Source organism: Lichenicola cladoniae, assembly GCF_013201075.1.
GTDB lineage: Bacteria > Pseudomonadota > Alphaproteobacteria > Acetobacterales > Acetobacteraceae > Lichenicola > Lichenicola cladoniae.
Map to the genome: position 1 here is coordinate 18,903 of NZ_CP053708.1, position 20,742 is coordinate 39,644.

Genomic DNA, 20,742 nt, shown 5'->3' on the forward strand with positions numbered 1-20,742 from the left:
CGAAAGCTCAGTGCGTCGACTGGCTCCGGGTCGCCAGTTGCTTCAGGAGCGCCACCTGCCGCCAGAACTGCAACCGAGGCTGGGCCGGGCTACCGATGACTGCGGCTCCGTCCGGGATGTCGGCGATGACGCCGGCCTGGGCACCGATCCGGGCCCGATTGCCAATGAGCAGATGCGGCGCCATCGCGGCCTGGCCGCCGACCTGGACGTAGTCGCCGAGCACGGTCGAGCCCGAGATCCCGACCTGCGCCACGATGATGCAGCTCCGTCCGATCTGCACGTTGTGGCCGATCTGCACGAGGTTATCGATGTGGGTGCCGGCGCCGATGATGGTGTCCTGCACCGATCCGCGATCGACCGTGGTATTCGCCCCGATTTCGACATCGTCGCCGATGATGACCCGTCCCAGTTGCGGCACGCGCGAGAGCTTCTTCGGACCGCTCGAAAGCCCGAAGCCTTCCTGCCCGATCCGCACGCCCGAATGCAGATGAACGCGTGAGCCGAGCAGTGCGTGGGTCACGCTGACATGCGAGCCGATCGAGCAGTCGTTTCCCAGAACCACGCCGGCCGCGATGACCGTATGCGCCCCGATCCGGCTGTTCTCCCCGATCGTCACGCGTTCGCCGATGCAGACATACGCGCCGATCTCCGCGCTCGGGTGGATGAAGGCGCTGTTGGCGATGGTTGCTGTCGGATGGATACCGGCGACTGCTCCCGTGAGCGGATGAAAGAGACGGCAGACCAACGACCAGCTTTCGTCGATACGCTCCACGACGATCGGCATGACCGAGTTTGGAACGAACCCGAGCATCTCCTTCTGGACGAGCACGGCGCCGGCCTTCGTCTTCCGGAGGGCCTGCTCGTGCTTCCGGTGGTTGAGGAAACTCAGGTCGCCGAGTGTCGCATCGGTGAGCGATGCCAGCCCATGCAGCGTGATGTCGGGTGAATTCGTGGTTCCACGTGCGGCGGATGCGATGAAGCTCAGGCTGAACGGTCCGACCTTCTCGTAGAAATGCGGATCGCCTGTATGTGCCTGGTGCATGGAGACCGTCCCGTTCACTGCGACACGGATACCATGACGACTACAACTTTAAGTGTAACTTTTCACAACGTCGTGAAATGCCGGGCTTTCACCTTCGATGTCCACGGTTCTGCGACCAGTGAGTAGTCTATGCGGCCCTCGCGTGCTCCCGGCCGCTCGATGCTGCCTGCAAGCAGATATGCACCACGTCGCGCATCGATTGTGCGTGATGATCGACCCCGAGCGCCTGGCCTATGCGACGCTGGAGGTCCTCGGGGGTGCGCCCTGGCCAGAACGCGACCGCAATCGGGATGCCGGGAGCCTGTTGGCGTAACCGCCGCGCGGTATAGCGCAACGGCGACAACCGGCTTTCGAGCCCAAGCGCACACAGGCAGATCAGCGCCGGGTTGCCGATGTCCAGCGTGCCGATGCGTGTGCGCGATGTCGCCTCGTTCGGCACGATACGGCCGTCGATGCCGTGCTTGGCCAGGATCTGCACGAGGATCGAAGCGGCGACCTCGTCGAGCGGACCGCTTCCCGGAACGCACAGCACCGGCTGGTCGACCTGCCACGCTGGCTGCGCGGTATTGTCCTGGTTCAGCATCCCGGTGGCCGCCGGCTGCCGGAGCAATCCATCCGGATCCTCGGGCGCTACCGCCGAGCGCTCCTGGTCGGCAGGGTCCGGCTTGGGGTGGGCATCAGGATAGCGGTTCAGCTCGCCGACCAACTCGGTGATCGCGTCGCGCATCCGCGCCAGGTGGGCATCCTCGAGCACGCCACGATCGACATCGAGGCTGGCCAGCTGCAGCCCGGGGATCACCACGTCGTCGTAGTAGGTGGAGAGCGCCACCTCCTGCAGCAGCGCCTCGGCCTGCTCCTCGATCTCGTCCGGGTCGTCCGCCAGCATGCGCTGGTAGAAGCTCTCGACCGGCGACAGGGCCGGCTGGTCGCCGAGCAGGACCGCCAGGAACTCCAGGCGCTCGACATGCCGTCCGAGCACGACAGTACAGAGGGTGAGCGGTGTCGACAGGATCAGGCCGATCGGCCCCCACAGCCAGGTCCAGAACGCGGCGGCCAGCACCACCGAGATCGGCGACAGGCCGGTGCTGTGGCCGATCAGCAGCGGCTCGATGAACTGTGCGACCATCGGCTCGACCAGCAGGTACAACGCCAGCGTCTCGATGGTGCCGTTCCAGCCTGGAAACGAGGCGGCTGCCAGCAGTATCGGCGGCACGGCAGCCAGCAGCGTGCCGAAATACGGGATGAACCGCAGCAGCATCGCCAGGATGCCCCACAGGAACGGGCTCGGAATGCCGATCAGGAACAGGCCCCCGGCGATCAGGCAGCCAAAGCCGGCATTGATCGCCAGCTGGGTCAGGAAATAGCGGCTGAGCCGCGAGCCCGCATCGTCGATCGCTACCGTGGTGCGGTGCAGATCGCGGGTGCCGAACAGCCGGATCGCCCGGTCGCGCAGATCCTCGCGCTGCAACAGGATAAAGATGGATACGATGAACACGACCAGCACCGTCGCCAGCGGATGTGCCATGCGCGCCAGCAGGCTCTCGGCCATGTCCAGCGACGTGGGGGCGGCCTTGATGATTTCGACCTGTGCCGGCCTGGCCGGGGTCGAGGCAGACACCGGCTGAGGTGCCGGCGCCGGACCTGCCAGCAGCTGGCCGACCTGTTCGCGCAGGTGCTGGAAGCTGCCGAACGATTGCCCCGAGCCGAGGTGATGCAGCGAGATCAGCTTGCCCTCGATGGTCGAGTGGTTCGCGGCCAACTCGCGGGTGAGCCCGACCGCCTGCATGCCGATCAGCCACAGCAGCCCGGCGATGAGCCCGAGTGCGAACAGGATCGAGAGCGACGCGGACGGCCAGCGGCCGAAATGCCAGCGCCGCAGCAACGCGTTGAGCGGCTGCAGCAGGAAGCTCAGCAGCACCGCGAGCACCACCGGGATGCAGATGTCGTGGCCGAAATAAAGCGCTGCGATCAGCACGACCCCGACCTGGAGCGCCAGGAGGCCACGCATGCCAGGCAACTCCGCGGGCGGTACGATCGATCCCCGGTCCCGGGCTCGGGTTCCCACGCTGGTCTCGCGCATGCCGATCCTCGATCTCGCCGTATTGGGTTCGCAATGAACGGCCTGTCGCTTTTGCAGTTGCGCAACGAGCCGATCCGGGCGGCAAAATGCGGCATCGATCGAAGGGGAGCGCCATGCAGACGCGTATCGAAGGCGAGATGCTGCCAGTGCTTTATGTATCGCTGGATCCCTGGGAGAGCATCGTCTCGGAAACCGGCGAGCTGTCCTGGAAAAGTCCCAACGTCACTCTGCAGACCACCACAGCCGGGGCGGGTTCATCCGGCTTCCTGGGTGCGGTGAAGCGCTCGCTGGCCGGCGGCGGCCTGTTCATGACGCAATACAAGGCCGAGGGCGGTCCAGGTTTCATCGCCTTTGCCGCCAAGATCCCCGGAACGATCGACGAGCACCGGATCGAGCCCGGGCGCTCCTACATGCTGCACCGCCACGGCTTCATGTGCGCGACCGAAGGAGTCACGCTCGGGCTCGGCTTCCAGCGCTCGCTCGGCGCCGGGATATTCGGCGGCGACGGATTCCGGCTGCAACAGGTATCGGGCAGCGGTACATTCTGGACCATGCTCGGTGGCCAGGTGGTGAGCCACCTGCTGGCGCCCGGCGAGGCAATCGACGTCCATCCGGGCCATGTCGGCATGTTCGAGGACAGCGTATCGTTCGACATCACCATGCTGCCCGGCATCCGCAACAAGCTGTTCGGTGGCGACGGATTCTTTCTGGCCAGGCTGACCGGTCCGGGCAGGATCTGGCTGCAGACCCTGACCATGCCGAACCTGGCCCATGCACTCGGGCCCTATCTCGGCGGAGAGACCGTGGCGTCGACCGCCGAGGGATCCGCACTTGGCGTTGCCGCATCGAGCTTTATACGGCGCGCGTTCCAGTAGCGCCCCGGCGGGCCGGCAGCGACACCGCCAGCGATACGACCACGTTCAGCGCCAGCAGGCCGGTCGGGATGCTGATCGCGGACCCGTCGAGATGCAGCGCATGCACCGGTTTCAGCCCGTCGGCGAACACGATCCAGCTTCCGGCCGCCATGCCGGCTGCCCAGCCGGCAAGCAGTCCCGTCGCGGTCAGCCGCAACGGCAACAGCCCGATCACCAGGGCCGGCAGCGTCTGCAGCATCCACACGCTGCCCAGCAACTGCAGGTCGATGGCGAATTGCGGGTTGAGCAGCAGGATGCAGCCGAGTGCCGCGACCTTCACCAGCAGCGCGGTGGTCCGTGCCGCCCGGGCATTGCCGCGGCCCGGCAGCAAATTGCGGGTTACCAGGCTGGCTGCCCCGATCGCCATCACCGCAGCCGGCACCAGCGCACCGACCGCGATCGCGGCGAACGCGAAGCCCACGATCCAGCCGGGGAAGATCGCCAGGAACAGCAGCGGCACCACCGAGCTGGGTAGGGTGGTGACGATGCCCGCCGCATGCGCCATCAGTCCGAGCAGCACCGTGTAGGCCGGCAGCATCACCGCGTTGCGCCGGATCGTGTCGGCGTCGTGCGCGGCCAGCACGCCGGTCAGGGTGTGCGGATACAGGAATGCCGCCAGCGCCGAGCTCAGCGCGAGCGTCGCATGGGGAATGGACTCGCCAGGCCCCAGGACGTGGCCGTCCGGCGCTGCCTTCAGGTGTACGGAGGCGTGGGCGAACATCGTGCCGTAGCCGCCGAGATGCAGCGGGATCACCGTGACCGCGGCGATCACCACGATGTAGATCATCAGGTCTTTCAGGAACGCCGTGGTCGCCGGCGCGTCCAGTCCGCCGAACCAGGTGTAGGCGGCCAGCGACAGGAACGCCGCGATCAGCGGGATCTCGTCGGGCAGGCCTAGCGCTTCCAGCACAGTGCGGATGCCGACCAGCTGCAGCGCGATATACGGCACGACCGACACCAGGCCGGTGACCCCGATCGCGCGTTCCAGGCTCCGGCTGCCGAAGCGGGCGCGCACGATGTCGGCGGCGATGACGTGGCCGCCCTGCTTGGCGATCTGGCACAGGCGCGGCATCACCGCATACACGAACGGGTAGACGATGATGGTGTAGGGCAGCGCGAAGAAGCCGTATGCGCCGGTGGCGTATACCACCGCCGGCACCGCGATGATGGTGTAGGCGGTATAGAAGTCGCCGCCGACAATGAACCAGGTGACCCAGGTACCGAACGACCTGCCGCCGAGGCTCCAGTCCTCGCCGTCCTTGTCCCTGCCTCGTCCTTTCCGCCAGCTCGCAGATGCGCCGAGCAGGATCGTCGCGACGAAGAAGACCAGGAAGACCGCGATACCGGCCCAGCCGGCCGTCGGCATCGATGGGGCGGTCATGCGCGCCCGAACTTCCAGACGATCCAGATCAGCATCGCGGTCAGCGGAACCCAGGCGAGCTGGTACCAGTAGAAGAACGGGAAGCCGAACAGCGCCGGCGTGGCGCGGTCGTAGAACGGCACCCACAGCAACCCGACGAACGGCAGAAGCAGCAGCATGTGCACCAGGATCGGGCGAAGGTATCGGCTACCGCCGGCTTGGATCATCCCGGCGCGCGGCTCCCGGCTGCCGGCCGCATGGATTGCCGGGTGACGCCTGCTTGGCGGATCGTGCGATGTGTTTCAAGCTTCGGTCAGAGGGCTGCGATGATCGGGCAGACGCGCCAGGATCGGTAGCTCGGCGAGCCGCATAGGGAGGACACGTCATGACCCAGGAAGTTCGCGTCGTTGCCATCGTCGATGCAAGGCCGGGCCAGGCGGCCGCCGTCGCCGAGGCGATCGCGGCTGTGGTTGCGCCGACCCTGAAGGAGCCGGGCTGCCACGAGTATGTCCCTCATCGCGACACCGAGGACGGCAACCGCTTCGTGTTCGTCGAGCGGTGGGACAGCGCGGCGGCGCTCGAAGCGCATAATCGGAGCCCGCATCTGCAGGCCTTCGCGGCGGCGATCGGGCCGTTGCTGGCAGCGCCGTTGCGTGTCCTGGTGCTCGAGGCGCTGGGCTGAGACAGCGCAGGCCCGAGGATGCTCGGCTTGACGGACATGCCGGTTCCGTAGCCTGGACCAGGCGAGGTGACGCTCTGGACCTTGGCCTCCGGCATCTTGGATAGGCTGGCGCGCGCTGGGTGCGTCTTCGGCGTGTTCTCCGACTGGTATCTCAGCGAAGCACCAGTTCGAGTCGGGCTGGACGATATTACGGCATAGGAACGACCACGCGGCATTGTCTGATCACCGGTATCGGAAGCGGGCTCGGGCGGGCTTTGGCGGAGGCGGGACGCGCCGCCTTCGGAGCGCTGGCACCCGGTCGCGCCTTCGGGCTGATGACGGAAGCGCGCGATCCGGCCTCGGTCGTGACCACGGTCGCAGATGCCGAACACCTGACCTGAGGGATCGATGTTCTTGTGGCGAATGCCGGCAGGGGACTGGTCGGCGCGCTCGAGGAAACCCGCGACCTGTTTAAGGTCAACGTATTCGGCCCCATCACGCTTATCCAGACGGTGTTGCCGGCCATGCGCGCCAGGCGTGCAGGCCACATCGTCAACATCACCTCCGTCAGCGGACTGGCAGCCTGGGTCGGCACGTCTATTTACGGTGCAACCAAGTATGCGATGGAATGGATTGGTGAGACGCTGGCCAACGAGGTGGACGAGCATGGCATTAAGGTGACCAACGTGGCACCAAGCGGGATGCGGACGGATTTTGTCGGCCGGTCATTGGCCATGACGGCTACGAGTGTGCCGGCTTATGACGGCGCGGCACGGGATGCCGATCTGGCCCTCGCCAGCTATGGTGTCCAGGAACAGGGCGATCCGACCCAGGCGGCTAGTGCAATTAATGCGGCTGTCCGTGCGCCTGAAACCACCGGTTCATCTACTGTTGGGCAAGGATGCCGTTCACTACGCCGAGGAGGCAATAGTGCGGCTGCAGGGTGAGATCGATCGCTGGCGGGAGTCGAGCCTGCCTAAATCGTTCGGATAGCAGTGGATCCAAGTCGTGGGTGTAGTTGAGCGGCTCACGCTTGTGAGTGTTGAAGACATTTGAGCTTCGACTCGCTCAGCTCAGGCGACCTGTTTGGAAATTGCTCGTTTTTCTTTCCACCCGGTCCGGACGTAATGATGAAGCGGACCTAATGCGTACTTTTGCACGTCCGGATTGTTGGCGAGATAGTCGGTTGCGCTCCAAGTCGACTTGATCTTGTTTTCCCGAAGTTCAGTCGCGTCTATCGCCAGGTCTGGAACCGATATGCAAAGCTCTTTATTATAGATCAATTTATACATTTTAGCGGTGAGTGAAAGATTAACTACCAGATGATTTCCGGGCAGGGAGGGATTCCTGCCATACTCTTCCAAAGCTACCGGGTTGTTGACATCCACTCGGCCTTCCAGCTTCCGGACGGTGGCAGCCTTAAGGTCTGGCAGGCTTCTGTTGTGCCAATGCAGATATGTAAGCCGCGTGCTAACATGGCCGTCTTTCAGCCTAGATACCGGGGCATGCTGACCATTATCCAGCCTCAGAATCGAGTTTGCTGGCAGGAATCCTTTATGAAAGTGCCTTATCGGCGAAAACCAGCCCGGGTCACCTGGAACGTTGAACAAGGACGTATCGATGCGCAGTGCACATTGCACGTGTTTCAACGAATCCAGTTCCATCATAATATCTGCGGTATCAACGCTGACACGATGGTCGGTAAAAACACCTAGGAATTCGTCACAGTCGACAGGAAGAGCAAAATCGTAATCACGTTCGGCATCCCAACTTTTTATGATGTTCTGGAAATGACCACCTTTTTTATCGAAATCGTGGTAACTTGTGTATTCCCAGCGGATCTTTGCACCAAGCGATTCGAAATGTTTGAGAACTTTTAACGTGTACTTATCTGTAGAGCCGTTATCCATAACCGTCAGGTTCTTAATGTTAAACAGCCTAGAATAGTGGTTGAACCACTTGAAAAGCAATGGGCCTTCGTCCTTCTGCATCATTAACACGAGAACCGATGCCAATAGTCTTCTCCTCGTAAAAGCCGATTGAGAGGCGGAAATCAGGAATATTGGGAATTGTTTACTAGAGTCTCAAGTGGAGTGGATGCTGGAAGATACGTGCTGAAGTGTAATTTCTCAGACTTAGATAATTGACGAAGGAGAATTTGTAGCAGTGTTGAAGATGCTGACCGAGGACTTTCACTGATCCATTTGCAAAGCGACGAAGCCGTTAGTCCGCGCGAAATCAGCTCGAAGTAGCTTTGTGCCATCTGGGTAACAGCTTGATCAACTGTATCTGAATCCAGAACTAAAAGGCTAAACATCTCCCAATTTTTAACGACCTTGCGATCGCAGGAAACTTGATTACCCGTTCCGATACCCGGTGGTTCAGCAGTCAGAAAAAGACGGGTCGCTGGCGACCGGAAAGTTGTCAGCCCTTCAGGCGTCAGCCCGACCTGCATCTGGATGACGGTACCGGCCTGCCGGTCACCCCGAAGTCGCAATGGCCTGCTTCCATGCGTCGGACAAACCATCAGAGCATCTGCGTCGGAATTTGTAGGTCGAATTAGGTATAAAGACTCAGAACGTTGATCTGTCTCGGACGAATGAATAATCAGATCTGAATTTGGGTCGACTTGAAGGGAAGTATTAAAGTATGTAATGACTTTTTGTGTGATCAATCCGATACTTTTACCCGCCACAACCGATTTAACGACTGGTTTAGTAGGTTTCATACTATAATTTACACTAAAATTTGGCGGCTTTATAGAGGTGCTTATCATTCCACATAATGCAGAACTGATTTGCAACTCAATCTTCGCCAAGACGCGAAACATCGCCGTGAAAAACCGACTTGCGCTATCATCGCTTTCGGCGTTCCAGGACTCGTTGTTCCATATCTGAGCGACAATGAGTGTGTCGCGACGTTTTTTCGCTCGGTCAATGAAATGTTCCATGCTCCGATTTTGAAAGTGCATGATCCAGGCTCCGGAAAAAACGGGCTCACCATGAACAATACCGGGCGTTGAACTCCATTTGATTGGCTTCCCAATCGTATTAAGGTAAAGCGGTGGGCTAATATCAAAGCAGTGGACGTTATGCCAGCCTGTACCGACACGCGTAGGTCGCACGAAAGACTTAACGTGGCGGTTGATCGCCTCGTTAGAATGGGAGCGCATAGGATAGGCGACTGGAGCCGGCACCAACGGCCTCAGTACATGACCGTTGTTTCCATGCAGGCGCCAATTCACGGCGATACCATCTGCCTCTGGAAAGCTTTCAAGAAATTGTGGAACTGAGGGAGCACTTTCCAGGAGTAGGTACTCGTCGGCATCTAAAAAGCAGAGCCACGAAAACTCGGATTTTAATCTTGCGATCGCTTTTTTATATTCATTTTGCTGACGATCATAGAAAAAGTCGAAATCCTGGAGCACTTTTTCATATCTAACGTCAAAATGCAATCCGACATTCCTTACGATCCGGTCTGTACCGTCTGTCGATGCATCATCAATGACTAGAATTGTATCGAAGCCGAGTGCAATATGCCATGCGAGCCATGCGGCTATATCATGTACCTCATCTTTCAAAACGACAACGAGTCCAATTTTCTCCTTTTCAATCACTGCCAACATTTCGCACCGATACGTTGAAACTTGTTCATAAGTCTGATGCTATCCTCATCGAATTCGATATGCAGATGTGGATGAGAAAAATGAATCAATATTTACGTTTCTGCAAGATTTAACAATGATCCACAACGAAAAACGTCGAGAAAGATTAACAAGCCGGCAGCATTTCTAGAGCTAGAAATGTATCTATAGTAATTGAACCAAATGTTCGACGAGGTTTTCCCATTTCTCTGTACCATGACGCAACCTATTATTGCCATCTATCAGTCACAAGTAACGGTTTTGGCCGTGACGAGTCACATTCAACTGCCAATCAATGGCAATCTAGAAAAAGAAACTGCGATCTCCATTTTCTTTCAGGGATTGGAGTCGATTTGTCGGTGGCGTCCAGAGCCTGAACTAGCTTCCCTCGGCTGCCGGATCAACCAGATCGAAGAAGGGCTGGCGGTCGACGGTGAAATGCTTGCTGTAGAACGGGTCGCGGCTGTAGAGCGGCTTGGCGCCCCAGCGTTCCTGCATCGTGTGGGTTTCCGCGTAAAAGCGCGCCTCGTGTTCCGGTCGGTCGTCGCTGCCGCGGGACAGGCTCTCGTGATGATAGGCTACGAACTCGGCGCACCAAACGATGCGCCAGCCGGCGTCGCGCACTTTCAGGCACAGATCCACGTCGTTGTAGGCGACCTTGAGGTGTTCCTCGTCGAAGCCGCCGACCATGCGGAACAGGTCGGCCCGGATCAGCATGCCGGCCGCGGTGACAGCGGACACTTCGTGGCTGAGCATGGCGCGGCCGATATAGCCGTAGTCGGTGATCGGCGCACCACGATGCACATGGGCCGCGACCCCGGCCGGGCCGACGACCACGCCCGCATGCTGGATGGTGTCGTTCGGATACAGGAACTTGCCGCCGACAATGCCGATGTCCGGCGCCGCGAGGGCCTCGCCGACGATGGTCCTGAGCCAGTCCTTCTGCCCGACGAAAACGTCGTTGTTCATGAAGAAGAAGAACTCGGCGTCGTTGTCCCGGGTGGCCAGGTTGTTCAGCCGCGAATAGTTGAAATCCTCCTCGACCGTCAGGACCCGCACCCGCTTGAGCTTCGAGACCCGTCGGCAGAAATCCACCGCTTCCCGTGTTACCGACCAGTTATCGACCAGGACGATGTCGAACGACTTGTAGTCGGTGAAGGCCAGCAGGGCGTCGAGGCACTTCTGCGTCGTTTCCACCTGGTCCTTGAACGGGATGATGATCGACACGTGCGGCTGGGTTTTCTGCAGCCACTTGATCCCGTAGAGCGTGAGGCCACGGATCGAGCTGACGTCGGCCTTGACGCCGCGTCGCTTCAGATGATCGCCAACGGCCTTCACGCCGGCGTCGATGGCATAGGATTTGTTGCCGATAGTCACCGCAGTCGAGTTCGGGGTCTTGCGCCAGTGGTAGAGCACTTCCGGCACATGATGGATCTCGGTCGCCGGGATCAGCTCGACCAGCCGCAGGATCAGGTCATGGTCCTGGGCGCCATCATAGACCGGACGTAGATCGCCCACGGTTTTCAACGAGGCGGTCTCCACGAACAGCAGATGGCAGATGTAGTTGCAGCCAAGAAGGTAACGGTAATTATAGTCGGGCTTGAGGTTCGGTTCGAGGAAGTAGCCGGCCTGGTCTATCTTGTCCTCGTCGGAATACAGCATCCTAGCGCCGGTCGACTGGGCTGCCCGGACCATCATCTCGATCGCGACATCGACCAGAAGATCGTCATGGTCGAAGAACGCGACGTAGTCGCCACGCACGTCGGCGAGGCCGGCATTGGTCGCGCCGCTGATGCCGAGGTTCTTTTTGAGGGTGACGACGCGGATGCGCGGGTCCTGTTCGCAATACCTGGCGATGCGCGCGGCAATTTCGGGCGACTTGGCCCCGTCATCGACGATGACGAGTTCCCAGTCGCGATAGGTCTGCGCGATCACCGAGTCCACCGCCGCGGTGAAGTCCGACATCATCGGCTTGTAGGTAGGGCAGAGGATGCTCACCAGCGGCTGGGAAGCGGCCGGCGTCCGTCCGGCTTCCCGTGCACGATCGGCCGAGACGCGGGCGCGCAGGCGGTCATAGTAGCGCCGTGCCCAGCGATCGTAGTCGCCGAGGCTGTAGGAGGGTTTCGGCACCACGTCTGACACGTCGGTCCGCAGCCGGGTGATCTCGCCGTGCAGCCGCTCCACCTTGGCCTGGATCTCGAGCAGCCGGGCCTCGAGCTGGTCGTCGACCAGCGTGGTGGTCAGCGGGCTGCCGGCGAGCTCGACATCGTCCGGAGTGACGACGAAGCGGAACGTCTGTTGCCCGCCCCTGCGGAACGAGTTCGGCAGAACTATTTCGAAACCGCAATTAGGATCGCCACCCAGGGCGGCGGCCACGTCGCCACGATACCGGTCGGCCTTCACCTGCGCCACGCGCAGGCCGTTCGCCGTCACCAGGATATGGCAGCCACCGGTCCGCTCCTGCGTCACCGTATCGAGCTTCTGCACCCAGCCGCGCAGTGCACCCTGCTTCATGCCGTCGAGATAGCTCTGGAATTCATAGAGCCGATGCAGCGTGAACGCACACTCCTCGTGCATCAGGTCCGACTCGATTGCATCGAGCTGCGGCACGATGGCACGATCGCCGAAGCGGAACGACAGGGTGTGCGGGTGACCGTCCACGAAATTTTGCGGCAGCGTGAAGGTGAAGCCGAGATAACCGGTCGGATGACCGAGCGCCTTCTGCACGTCCTCGCGCAGCTCGTCGCATGTGACCAGGCCGACTTCCTGGTAGTCGATCAGCACATGCAGGAACGTGGGCTCGGTTGGATTGCGTGTGTTTACAGCCCAGCCCTTTGCAACACCGGCGGAGAAGGAGTCGACGTAGCCGAGGAAGGTTGCCGTCTTGGCACGCGACGAAGCCGCCGTCTCGACGATCCGTAGTCTGGTGGTGACCACCTGGGCCTTCTCCTGCGGCATCCGATGCCTCCGGCGATCGTTATAGTATCGTTAGTAATCTAGCGAGCCCGTTCGTGATTTTAGAAGGGCGGTCTTTGCCCGGCTTGCGTCCCGCCCCAGCGCCAGCAGGGCGGCGATCTGGCTCGGCTGACGGAGAATAGACCTCGAAAGGTTAACAATCTGTAGCGTCCCGTCCGGCTGCAGTGCGATGCAGGCGGCCGGCGGGAGCGTGCGCTCGGCAGGATCGCAGACCGCACGCAGCACCGCGAAGGGCAGGCCGGCCGCTTCGGCTGCGAGCGCCACCGGTCCGCTTTCCATATCGAGCGATCGGCAGCCGGTCCGGGCGAGCAGGTCCGCCTTGGCGGCGCTGCTGGCGACCAGCACGTCGCTATGCAGCAGCGGGCCGGTCGCTCCGGGCCCGAGCAGGGAGCGCAGGGACGGGTCGGTTGCCAAATGCCGCCCGTCCACCAGGATCGCGTCGGGCACCAGCAGGTCGCCGGGATGGAGCGCAGGGTCGAGGCCGGCGGCCAGTCCGAAGCTGAGCAGGCGGGTGGCTCCCTGCGCCACCAGCCCGGACACCGCCCGGTCGGCGCCGGCGCGGGTGGCGCCGCTGATGCCGACCAGCGCGGCGGGGAAGAGGCGGCGCGCCAGTTTCGCCTCGGCCTTCAGCCCGACCACGACGCCGAGCCCGGACAGCCCGAGATGTCCGGTCATCGGGACTAGAAGCCGTGCGAGACGCGGCTGCTGTTGCTGCGGCCGAGGTTGCGATAGCGCGACAGCGCCATCAGCGGGAAGAACAGCCGGTAGCCGTGGTAGCGCAGGTAGAACACGCGCGGAAAACCGACCGCGTTGTAGGGCTGCTCCTGCCACTCGCCGTCCGCTTCCTGGGTCGCGGTCAGCATCGCGATCCCGCGCGCCACGGCCGGATGGTCGCGCCGCTCCGCCGCCATCAGTCCGAGCAACGCCCAACCGGTCTGGGAGGGAAGGCTGGCATGATACCGGCCCGGCTCCGCTCCCTCGAACGTCGCGCAATCCTCGCCCCAGCCCCCGTCGGGCTGCTGGATCGACACCAGCCAGTTCACCGCCCGGACCACCATCGGGTCCGCCGGCGATACGCCCACCGCGTTGAGGGCGCACAGCACCGACCAGGTGCCGTAGATGTAGTTGGTGCCCCAGCGGCCGAACCAGCTTCCGTCCGGTTCCTGTTCGCGCCGCAGGTAGGCGATGCCCCGGTCGATCACCGGACGGTCTTCGATGTGGCCGAGCTGGCCCAGGAACGAAAGGCATCGCGCGGTCACGTCGGCGGTCGGCGGATCCAGCAATGCGCCGTGGTCGGAGAACGGGATGTGGTTGAGGATCTGCGTGTCGTTGTCTATGTCGAACGCGCCCCAGCCGCCGTTCGTGCTCTGCATGCCGATGATCCAGCGACGCGCGCGCACCAGCGCCTCGACATTGCCGTCCGCATCGTGGCGATGCAGCAGCATGCCGACGACGGCGGTATCGTCCACATCCGGGTAGTATGCGTTGTTGTACTGGAACGCCCAGCCGCCCGGGTCGAGCGTCGGATTGCGGATCGCCCAGTCGCCCTTCACGTCGAGCACCTGCCGCTCGCGCAGCCAGGCCGACGCCGCATCCAGCGCGGCCGGAACCGGCAGCACGCCTTCCTCGGGAGGCCCATCCATGTCCGCTTCCGCCATGGCGTGGCCGGCCAGGCTGGTGTCCCAGATCGGCGAGACGCAGGGCTGGCAATAGGTCTCGTCGCCCTGGTCGACCAGCAGCCGGCGGATCGCCTCCCAGGCCATGGCGGCGTCCGGATGGTCGGCCGGCACGCCGAGCGCGTCGTGCATCATCACCGTGTTGGCCATGGCCGGATAGATCGCACCGAGCCCGTCCAGGCCGTTCAGCCGTGTCTCGATGAAGCTGCGTGCCACCCCGATCGCATGGTTGCGGACCGCGGCGGGCATACGCCGGTCGAACGGCCGGATCAGGCTGTCGATCGCCTTGAACACCGGTCCCCAGGCCGAGCGATATGGTCCGCGTATCCAGTCGCGGACCTCGGAAGGCGGCACCCGGAACAGCTCCTGCACCCGGACACCGCGCGGATTCCGCGCACGCGGGTGCAGCGCGCCCAGCACCAGCATCGGAGTCACCACGGTGCGGGACCAGTAGGACATGTTCCAGATGTTGAAGAAGAACCATTTCGGCAGCAGGATGATCTCGACCGGCATGCAGGGCACGCCGTGCCAGGGCACCTCGCCGAACAGGGCAAGCTGGAACCGGGTGAACACGTTGCTGCGTTCGGCACCACCGGCTGCCAGGATAGCCTCGCGCGCCCGGACCATGTGCGGTGCGTCCGGATCGTCGCCCAGCATCTTCAGCGCGAAATAGGCTTTCACGCTGGCCGAAAGGTCGAACCTGCCCTCATAGTACAGGGGCCAGCCGCCATGCGTGCCCTGGATGCGCCGCAGGTAGACGCCGATGCGTGCCTCGACCGCGGGATCGATCCGATCGAGATAATGCTCGAGCAGCAGGTATTCGGCAGGAATGGTGGCATCGGCCTCGAGATCGAACAGCCAATGCCCGTCGGGCTGCTGCCGGCGACCCAGCGCCGACCGGCCACGATCGATCGCGCGGCTCAGCACCGTGTCGGATGGCTCGGCCGTTTCGTCGAAAACGACAGCCTCTCGTTCTTGCACGGTGCCTAGCACCATGACCGCTCCAGCCTGCGTATGGCCGGGGCGTACTGATGAAGTTCGATCATCGGTATCCGCTCAGGTCAGTGGCGGCCGGCAACCTGGGTCAACGCCCTGGCCGCGACCAAGCCGGACCTCATTGCACCTTCGATCGTGGCCGGCAAGCCTGTCGCGGTCCAGTCGCCAGCCAGCATGAGGTTGGGCACACTGGTGAGGCACTGCGGCCGCAGCCGCTCCTGCGCCGGAGTCGCCGCGAAGGTCGCGCGCTTCTCACGCACCACGCGGTAGAGCGGTGGCGCCTCGGGGAGGGCCGTTCCCGGCTTCAGGTAGGGGGACACCACCGCACGCACCTCGCGCCAGATCGAGAGGGCGAGCGATTCCGGCGTACGATCGGCCAGATGGTTGGCGGCACTCACCGTCACCGACAGGATACCCGGCTTGACGAACACCCATTCCGCCAGGCCGCCGACCACGCCTGCAAAGCGGGCGCGGGCGAGGTCGCCGGTCACCTGGTCCAGCACGTCGGCGCGATAATGCAGGTTGAGGATGCTTTCGAACTGGTCCGGCGCGGTCAGGTCCGGCAGCACGCCAGCAGTAAGGTCGCGTACCGATTGCGCCGGCACCGCCAGGATCATCTGGTCGCCCGGTCCCAGATCGACCTGGCCCTCGGGCAGCAGCATGGTGCCGACTCGTCCATGCACCAGCCCCAGGCCCGCGACGCGGCAGCCGGTGCGGATGGTCACGCCGAGGCTGCGCAGCCGCACCAGCGCCGGGTCGACCAGGCTCTCGGACAGGCCTTCGGCCGGGAACCAGGGCACGCACGCGGCACCGCCCTTGGCCATGCTCTCGCGCATGACCGCACCCATCAGCGCCGCGCTGCCGATCTCGGGCCGGGTGTTCAGTACCGAGACGGCGAGCGGGATCATCAGCCGGTCGGCGAGCGCGCCCGGCTCCAGGCACTCGGAAATGGTCCGGTTGGGGCCGGCGCGCATCAGCTTGAGCAGGCCCACCAGTTCGCCCAGGCGCATGCCGGGAACCCGCCGGCGCTTCGAGAACACCCACCAGGGGATCCGCCCGGCCGACAGGCGCACCGTCCAGTCGAGCCCGGCGGCGAGATCGTGAAACGGGAAGATCGGCGCGCCGGGTCCGACCAGCGTGTTCCTGGCACCGATGCGATCGAGATAGGCGAAGACGGTCTCGTTGGCCGACAGCAGCAGATGGTTGCCGTTATCGAGGCGGCAGCCGAGCAGCTTGTCGTCGTAGGACCGCGCCCGTCCGCCGCAGGCCGGCCCACCCTCGTAGATCGCGACCCGGCGTCCGGCTTCCGCCAGTTCCAGCGCCGCACTCAGGGCCGCCAGGCCGCCGCCGACGATATGGACCGTGCCTGCCATGCTCAGGCCGGGACCAGGGCGCGCAGCCCGATCAGCAGCTTGCGCCAGGCCGGCACCGATAGGCGCCTGGACGGCTCGCGCCAGTCTGCCTTCACCAGCGTCGACAGGATCGCCGCGTAGCTTGCCGCCATCAGCCGCGCCGGGCGCATCGCCTTGCGGTCGCACAGCCGCATCGCCGCACGGGCGGCCACGAAATGCAGCTTCGCCCTGGCCGCGATGATCCGGCAGGCGGCGGGCAGCGAGGGGGAGACCAGGGCCGCTTCCGGGTCGAGCGGCACACCGCATCGGGTGAGCACCTCGCGCGGCAAGTACAGCCGTCCGCGCTCCGCATCCTCGCCGAGGTCACGCAGGATATTGGTCAGCTGCAGCGCCCGCCCGAGATGGAAAGCCACCTGGTCGGCCTCTGCGGACGAATCGCCGAAGGCCCGCACCGAGAGGCGTCCGACGGCGGACGCGGCGCGGTCGCAATAGAGATCCAGCGTGGCGAGGTCGGGTGCGACGATCACCTCCTCGGCATCCATCTGCATGCCGTCGATCACCGCGGCGAAATCGGTTTCGCGCAGGTCGTAGCGCTCGATCGAGGCGGTGAGCACCCGGTCCAGCGGATCGGCGGCACAACCCTCGTAGAGGCCGGCGATGCGGCCGCGCCACTCCTGCAGCCGCGGCAGCTTGGCGTCGAACGGGAGGTCCTCGTCGGCTACGTCGTCGACCAGCCGGCAGAAGGCATAGATCGCGAACATCGCGTAGCGGCGGTCCGGCGGCAGGACGCCCATGCCACGTGCGAACGACGTGCCCGAGCGGCGCACGATCTGTTCCACGACCTGCAGGTCGTCCGGCGCGCAGTCCAGCGGGGTCTGGCTCATGCGGAGCGGTCCCGCGTCACAGCAGATGCCGCAAGGTGGCCAGCAGGCTGACCCCGACATCGCCGCGCGACAGCTTCACTCGTCGGGCGAGCGGGTCCTGTCGTCGTAGCCGGCGCGCCAGCCGATGCGACAATCCGACGATCACCGCGGCTTCCAGGCGCATCCGCCGGTCGGCGATCAGGCCGGGCAGGCGCGCGGCCTCACGGTTGAGCCGGTCTACCTGGTCCAGCGCCTGGTCCAGCACCTGGCGAAGCCCGGTGGTCAGGCGCTCGCCGCGAACCGACTCCACGGTCTGTCCGGCCTGTGCCAGCCACGATTCCGGCAGGTAGCAGCGGCCAAGCTCGTCCAGGTCGGCCTTGCAGTCCTGCAGGTGGTTCAGCACCTGCAGCGCCGAGCAGAGCGCGTCCGAGGGTGCATGGGTGGCGGCGCCCTCGCCGTGCAGGTCGAGCAGGTACAGCCCGACCGGATTGGCGGAGTAGCGGCAATAATCCAGCAGCTCGGCCCAGCTCGCATACCGGTGCTTCACGCAATCCTGCCGGAAGGCGACGATCAGGTCGGTGCCGCGGGCCGGTTCGATGCCGGTCCGGGCCAGGCTGTCACGTAGCCCCACGGCGCTGGCGATCTCGGCCCTGGTGAGGTCGGGACCGCTCTCCTGCCGGCCCAGCAGCACCGCCTGCATCGTATCCAGGCGGGCGATCTTCTGGTCGGACGGCAAAACCGCATTGTCGGCGATGTCGTCGATGGCGCGTGCGAAGGCGTAGTAGGCATGCACGTGCGGCCGCAGCGAGCGCGCGATCAGCACCGACCCGACCGGGAAATTCTCGTCCGCCTTGCCCTTGCCGGACGACACGTCGGTCGCCGATGCGGCGCCTGGCGCCCGGTCCAGGACCATATTGAGCCTCTCGGGCATCGCGCTCATGCGGCGGTCACGTCCTTGCTGGCGTCACGGTAAGCCCGGCGCTTCCAGACCACCCCACGGCCACGATGATGGTCGATGGCCGATCCGATGGTCGCCAGGGTGTAGAACAGGGCGATCCCGGGCAGCAACAGCGCCCAGGCCGGGGACAGCCGGAACCGGCGCAACGTCGGCAGGAACGAACCGGTCGACAGCAGCCATGCGGCCGCCCCGATCCACCGGGCCGCCCCATGGCCGGCGAGCAGCGTCAGCAGCGGGACGATCCAGACCAGGCCCATGCCCAGCACGGTGCCGAGTAGCAGCAGCGGCGAGAACCGGAGCTGGACATAGGCGGTGCGCGCCACCATCCGCCACACATCGACCGGCGCGGGATAGGGCCGGATCGACTTCGCCAGCATCGAATGGCCGAGCCAGATCGCGCCGCCGCTGCGCTTGACCCGGGTGGCCAGGGTCACGTCGTCGATCAGCGCGCCGCGCAGGCTCTCGATCCCGCCGATCCGGGTCAGGGCGGTGCGACGGATCAGCACGGTCCCGCCAGCCGCAGCGGCAGTCTTCGAGCGCGCGTCGTTCACCCGTCCGAACGGATAGAGAAGCTGGAAGAAGAACACGAAGGCCGGCACCAGTGCGCGTTCGGCCGGGCTCGTGCAGTTCAGCTCGACCATTTCCGATACCTGGTCGAGCCGGTCCCGCAGCGCCTTGGCGACCAGGGTGGTGACGTGCGCGCCGGCATGGGTGATGTCGGCGTCGCACAGCAGGAAGAAACCCTCCTCGCCGGGACGCAGCCTGCGTGCCTCGGCGACGCCCTGCGCCACCGCCCATAGCTTGCCGCTCCAGCCCGGTGGCCGGGCGGCGCCGTCGAGCACAGCCAGCCGGTCGGTTCCCAGGCTGCGGGCGACCGCGCCGGTGCCGTCGCTGCTGCCGTCATCGACCAGGATGATCCGGTAGGGGCCGGGATAGTCCTGCGCCAGCAGCGACGTCAGGCACGCGGCAATCGAGTCCGCCTCGTCCCGCGCCGGGATGACCACCGCGACCGATGGCCAGCTTTTCTGGTCGGTGACCGGCACCGGACGCAGGATCGGCCCGGCCTGCCAGAACCGTCCATGCAGCCCGATCAGGCCGAGCCAGAGCAGCAGCGTCGCGATCGCCAGGATCAGCATGGTGTCATCAGCATGGGTTCAGATCATGCCTGCCTGGCGGAACCAGTCGACAGCGTCGGTGACGGCCTCGCGGGCCGGTCGCGGCGCGTAGCCGAGTTCGCGTCGTGCCTTGTCGGACGAGAAGAACATCTTCTTCTTCGACATCGCCAACATCTCGCGCGTCACCCGTGGCTCGATCCCGAAGCCGCGTGCCAGCGCTTCCGAGGCTACGGCGACCGGCCACAGCACGCGCTGCCCGAGCTGGATGCGCGGGGCGCGGACACCGGCGACCTCCGATACCAGCGCGAACACGGTCTTCAGCGACATGTCCTCGCCGCCGAGGATGTAGCGCTCGCCGACGCGGCCCTTCTCGAACGCCAGCATATGGCCTTCCGCCACGTCGTCGACATGGACGAGGTTGAGGCCGGTCTCGACATAGGCCGGCATCTTGCCCGCGGCCGCATCGCGGATCATCGCCCCGGTCGGGGTCGGCTTGATGTCGCGCGGCCCGACCGGGGTCGACGGGTTGACGATCACCGCCGGCAGCCCGTGGTCGCGCACCAGCGCCAGCACCGCCTGCTCGGCCAGGTATTTGGACCGCTTGTAGACGCCGATGATGGCATGCTCGTGCACCGGCGTGGTCTCGTCGGCAACACTGCCGTCGCCGACCAGGCCGAGTGCGGCGACCGACGAGCAGTACACGATCCGCTTCACGCCGGCGACCTGCGCCGCGAGCATCAGCGAGCGGGTGCCCTCGACGTTTGCCTTCATCATCGTGGCCGGATCGGGCACCCACAGACGGTAATCCGCTGCCACGTGGAACAGCGCGCTGGTGCCCTCCAGCGCCCGGGCGAAGCTCTCCGGCTTGCCCAGGTCGCCTTCGACCAGCTCGGCGTCGAGCCCGGCGATGTTGCGACGGTCGCTACCCTTCCGGACCAGCAGGCGAAGGGTGTGGCCGCGCGCCGCCAGGGCACGCGCGACCGCGGAACCGACAAAACCGGTGGCACCGGTGACCAGGACAGGCAGGGACATGGGCGGATACGGCTCCGGGCGGCAACGCGAACTGCCGGACAGTTGCCCTGCCGGCGGTGTCCGGTCAAAGGGCT

General features: G+C 64.2%; 18 protein-coding genes. 4 read left to right on the plus strand and 14 right to left on the minus strand.

Translation table 11 applies throughout. The annotated features are described in order from the left end of the window. Positions 1–7: 7 nt before the first annotated feature. Together lpxD and HN018_RS00090 are read right to left on the minus strand one after the other, a co-directional pair. Positions 8–1,042 (minus strand): UDP-3-O-(3-hydroxymyristoyl)glucosamine N-acyltransferase, encoded by a 1,035-nt coding sequence (gene lpxD, locus HN018_RS00085; protein WP_171834263.1) that lies wholly within the window; start codon positions 1,040–1,042, stop codon positions 8–10. Positions 1,043–1,169: 127 nt separating this feature from the next. Beyond that, a complete protein-coding gene (locus tag HN018_RS00090; RefSeq protein WP_171834264.1) occupies positions 1,170–3,050 on the minus strand; it encodes an AI-2E family transporter in 1,881 nt (626 codons plus the stop codon). 185 nt (positions 3,051–3,235) lie between these two features. Here HN018_RS00090 and HN018_RS00095 point away from each other — a divergent pair, with 185 nt between their 5' ends. Next, positions 3,236–3,997, plus strand: a complete 762-nt coding sequence (locus HN018_RS00095) for an AIM24 family protein (protein WP_171834265.1) — start codon at positions 3,236–3,238, stop codon at positions 3,995–3,997. Here HN018_RS00095 and HN018_RS00100 read toward each other — a convergent pair. Together HN018_RS00100 and HN018_RS00105 are read right to left on the minus strand one after the other, a co-directional pair. Beyond that, entirely contained in the window at positions 3,975–5,417 is a 1,443-nt protein-coding gene (locus HN018_RS00100) for a sodium:solute symporter family protein (RefSeq protein WP_171834266.1), read from the minus strand. The two genes, HN018_RS00095 and HN018_RS00100, sit on opposite strands and share 23 nt — an antisense overlap. Next, positions 5,414–5,623 (minus strand): DUF3311 domain-containing protein, encoded by a 210-nt coding sequence (locus tag HN018_RS00105; protein WP_204259615.1) that lies wholly within the window; start codon positions 5,621–5,623, stop codon positions 5,414–5,416. The genes HN018_RS00100 and HN018_RS00105 overlap by 4 nt, the downstream gene beginning before the upstream one ends. A gap of 158 nt (positions 5,624–5,781) precedes the next feature. On the opposite strand from HN018_RS00105, the gene HN018_RS00110 reads away from it, so the two are divergent. The 3 genes from HN018_RS00110 (at position 5,782) to HN018_RS00115 (ending at position 7,004) form a co-directional block, all read left to right on the plus strand. After that, complete coding sequence (locus HN018_RS00110; RefSeq protein WP_171834267.1) at positions 5,782–6,078, plus strand: putative quinol monooxygenase; 297 nt, start codon at positions 5,782–5,784, stop codon at positions 6,076–6,078. A 254-nt stretch (positions 6,079–6,332) separates the two neighbouring features. Beyond that, a complete protein-coding gene (locus HN018_RS29040; protein ID WP_275434164.1) occupies positions 6,333–6,458 on the plus strand; it encodes a hypothetical protein in 126 nt (41 codons plus the stop codon). A 15-nt stretch (positions 6,459–6,473) separates the two neighbouring features. Further along, on the plus strand, positions 6,474–7,004 hold the full coding sequence (locus HN018_RS00115) for an SDR family NAD(P)-dependent oxidoreductase (RefSeq protein ID WP_204259616.1): 531 nt from the start codon (positions 6,474–6,476) through the stop codon (positions 7,002–7,004). A gap of 126 nt (positions 7,005–7,130) precedes the next feature. Here the strand turns inward: HN018_RS00115 and HN018_RS00120 are convergent, their stop codons facing one another. The 10 genes from HN018_RS00120 to hpnA form a co-directional block, all read right to left on the minus strand. Then, on the minus strand, positions 7,131–8,072 hold the full coding sequence (locus HN018_RS00120; RefSeq protein ID WP_171834268.1) for a glycosyltransferase family 2 protein: 942 nt from the start codon (positions 8,070–8,072) through the stop codon (positions 7,131–7,133). Between the two features lie 38 nt (positions 8,073–8,110). Continuing rightward, positions 8,111–9,673 (minus strand): glycosyltransferase family 2 protein, encoded by a 1,563-nt coding sequence (locus HN018_RS00125; protein WP_171834269.1) that lies wholly within the window; start codon positions 9,671–9,673, stop codon positions 8,111–8,113. Positions 9,674–10,078: 405 nt separating this feature from the next. After that, positions 10,079–12,658: a glycosyltransferase family 2 protein gene (locus tag HN018_RS00130; RefSeq protein WP_171834270.1), complete on the minus strand. Its 2,580-nt coding sequence runs from the start codon at positions 12,656–12,658 to the stop codon at positions 10,079–10,081. 30 nt (positions 12,659–12,688) lie between these two features. After that, on the minus strand, positions 12,689–13,351 hold the full coding sequence (locus tag HN018_RS00135) for a phosphorylase family protein (protein ID WP_171834271.1): 663 nt from the start codon (positions 13,349–13,351) through the stop codon (positions 12,689–12,691). 5 nt (positions 13,352–13,356) lie between these two features. After that, positions 13,357–15,348 (minus strand): squalene--hopene cyclase, encoded by a 1,992-nt coding sequence (shc, locus tag HN018_RS00140; RefSeq protein ID WP_171834272.1) that lies wholly within the window; start codon positions 15,346–15,348, stop codon positions 13,357–13,359. A gap of 65 nt (positions 15,349–15,413) precedes the next feature. Further along, positions 15,414–16,721, minus strand: a complete 1,308-nt coding sequence (gene hpnE / locus HN018_RS00145; RefSeq protein WP_171834273.1) for a hydroxysqualene dehydroxylase HpnE — start codon at positions 16,719–16,721, stop codon at positions 15,414–15,416. A gap of 2 nt (positions 16,722–16,723) precedes the next feature. After that, a complete protein-coding gene (gene hpnD, locus HN018_RS00150) occupies positions 16,724–17,584 on the minus strand; it encodes a presqualene diphosphate synthase HpnD (protein WP_171834274.1) in 861 nt (286 codons plus the stop codon). Positions 17,585–17,600: 16 nt separating this feature from the next. Beyond that, on the minus strand, positions 17,601–18,494 hold the full coding sequence (hpnC, locus tag HN018_RS00155) for a squalene synthase HpnC (RefSeq protein WP_239479363.1): 894 nt from the start codon (positions 18,492–18,494) through the stop codon (positions 17,601–17,603). A gap of 5 nt (positions 18,495–18,499) precedes the next feature. Then, the gene (locus HN018_RS00160; protein WP_171834275.1) at positions 18,500–19,657 is read right to left on the minus strand and encodes a glycosyltransferase; all 1,158 of its coding nucleotides are present in this window, start codon (positions 19,655–19,657) and stop codon (positions 18,500–18,502) included. A gap of 18 nt (positions 19,658–19,675) precedes the next feature. Then, positions 19,676–20,668, minus strand: coding sequence for a hopanoid-associated sugar epimerase (gene hpnA / locus HN018_RS00165; RefSeq protein ID WP_171834276.1), 993 nt, complete (start codon positions 20,666–20,668; stop codon positions 19,676–19,678). Positions 20,669–20,742 lie beyond the last annotated feature (74 nt).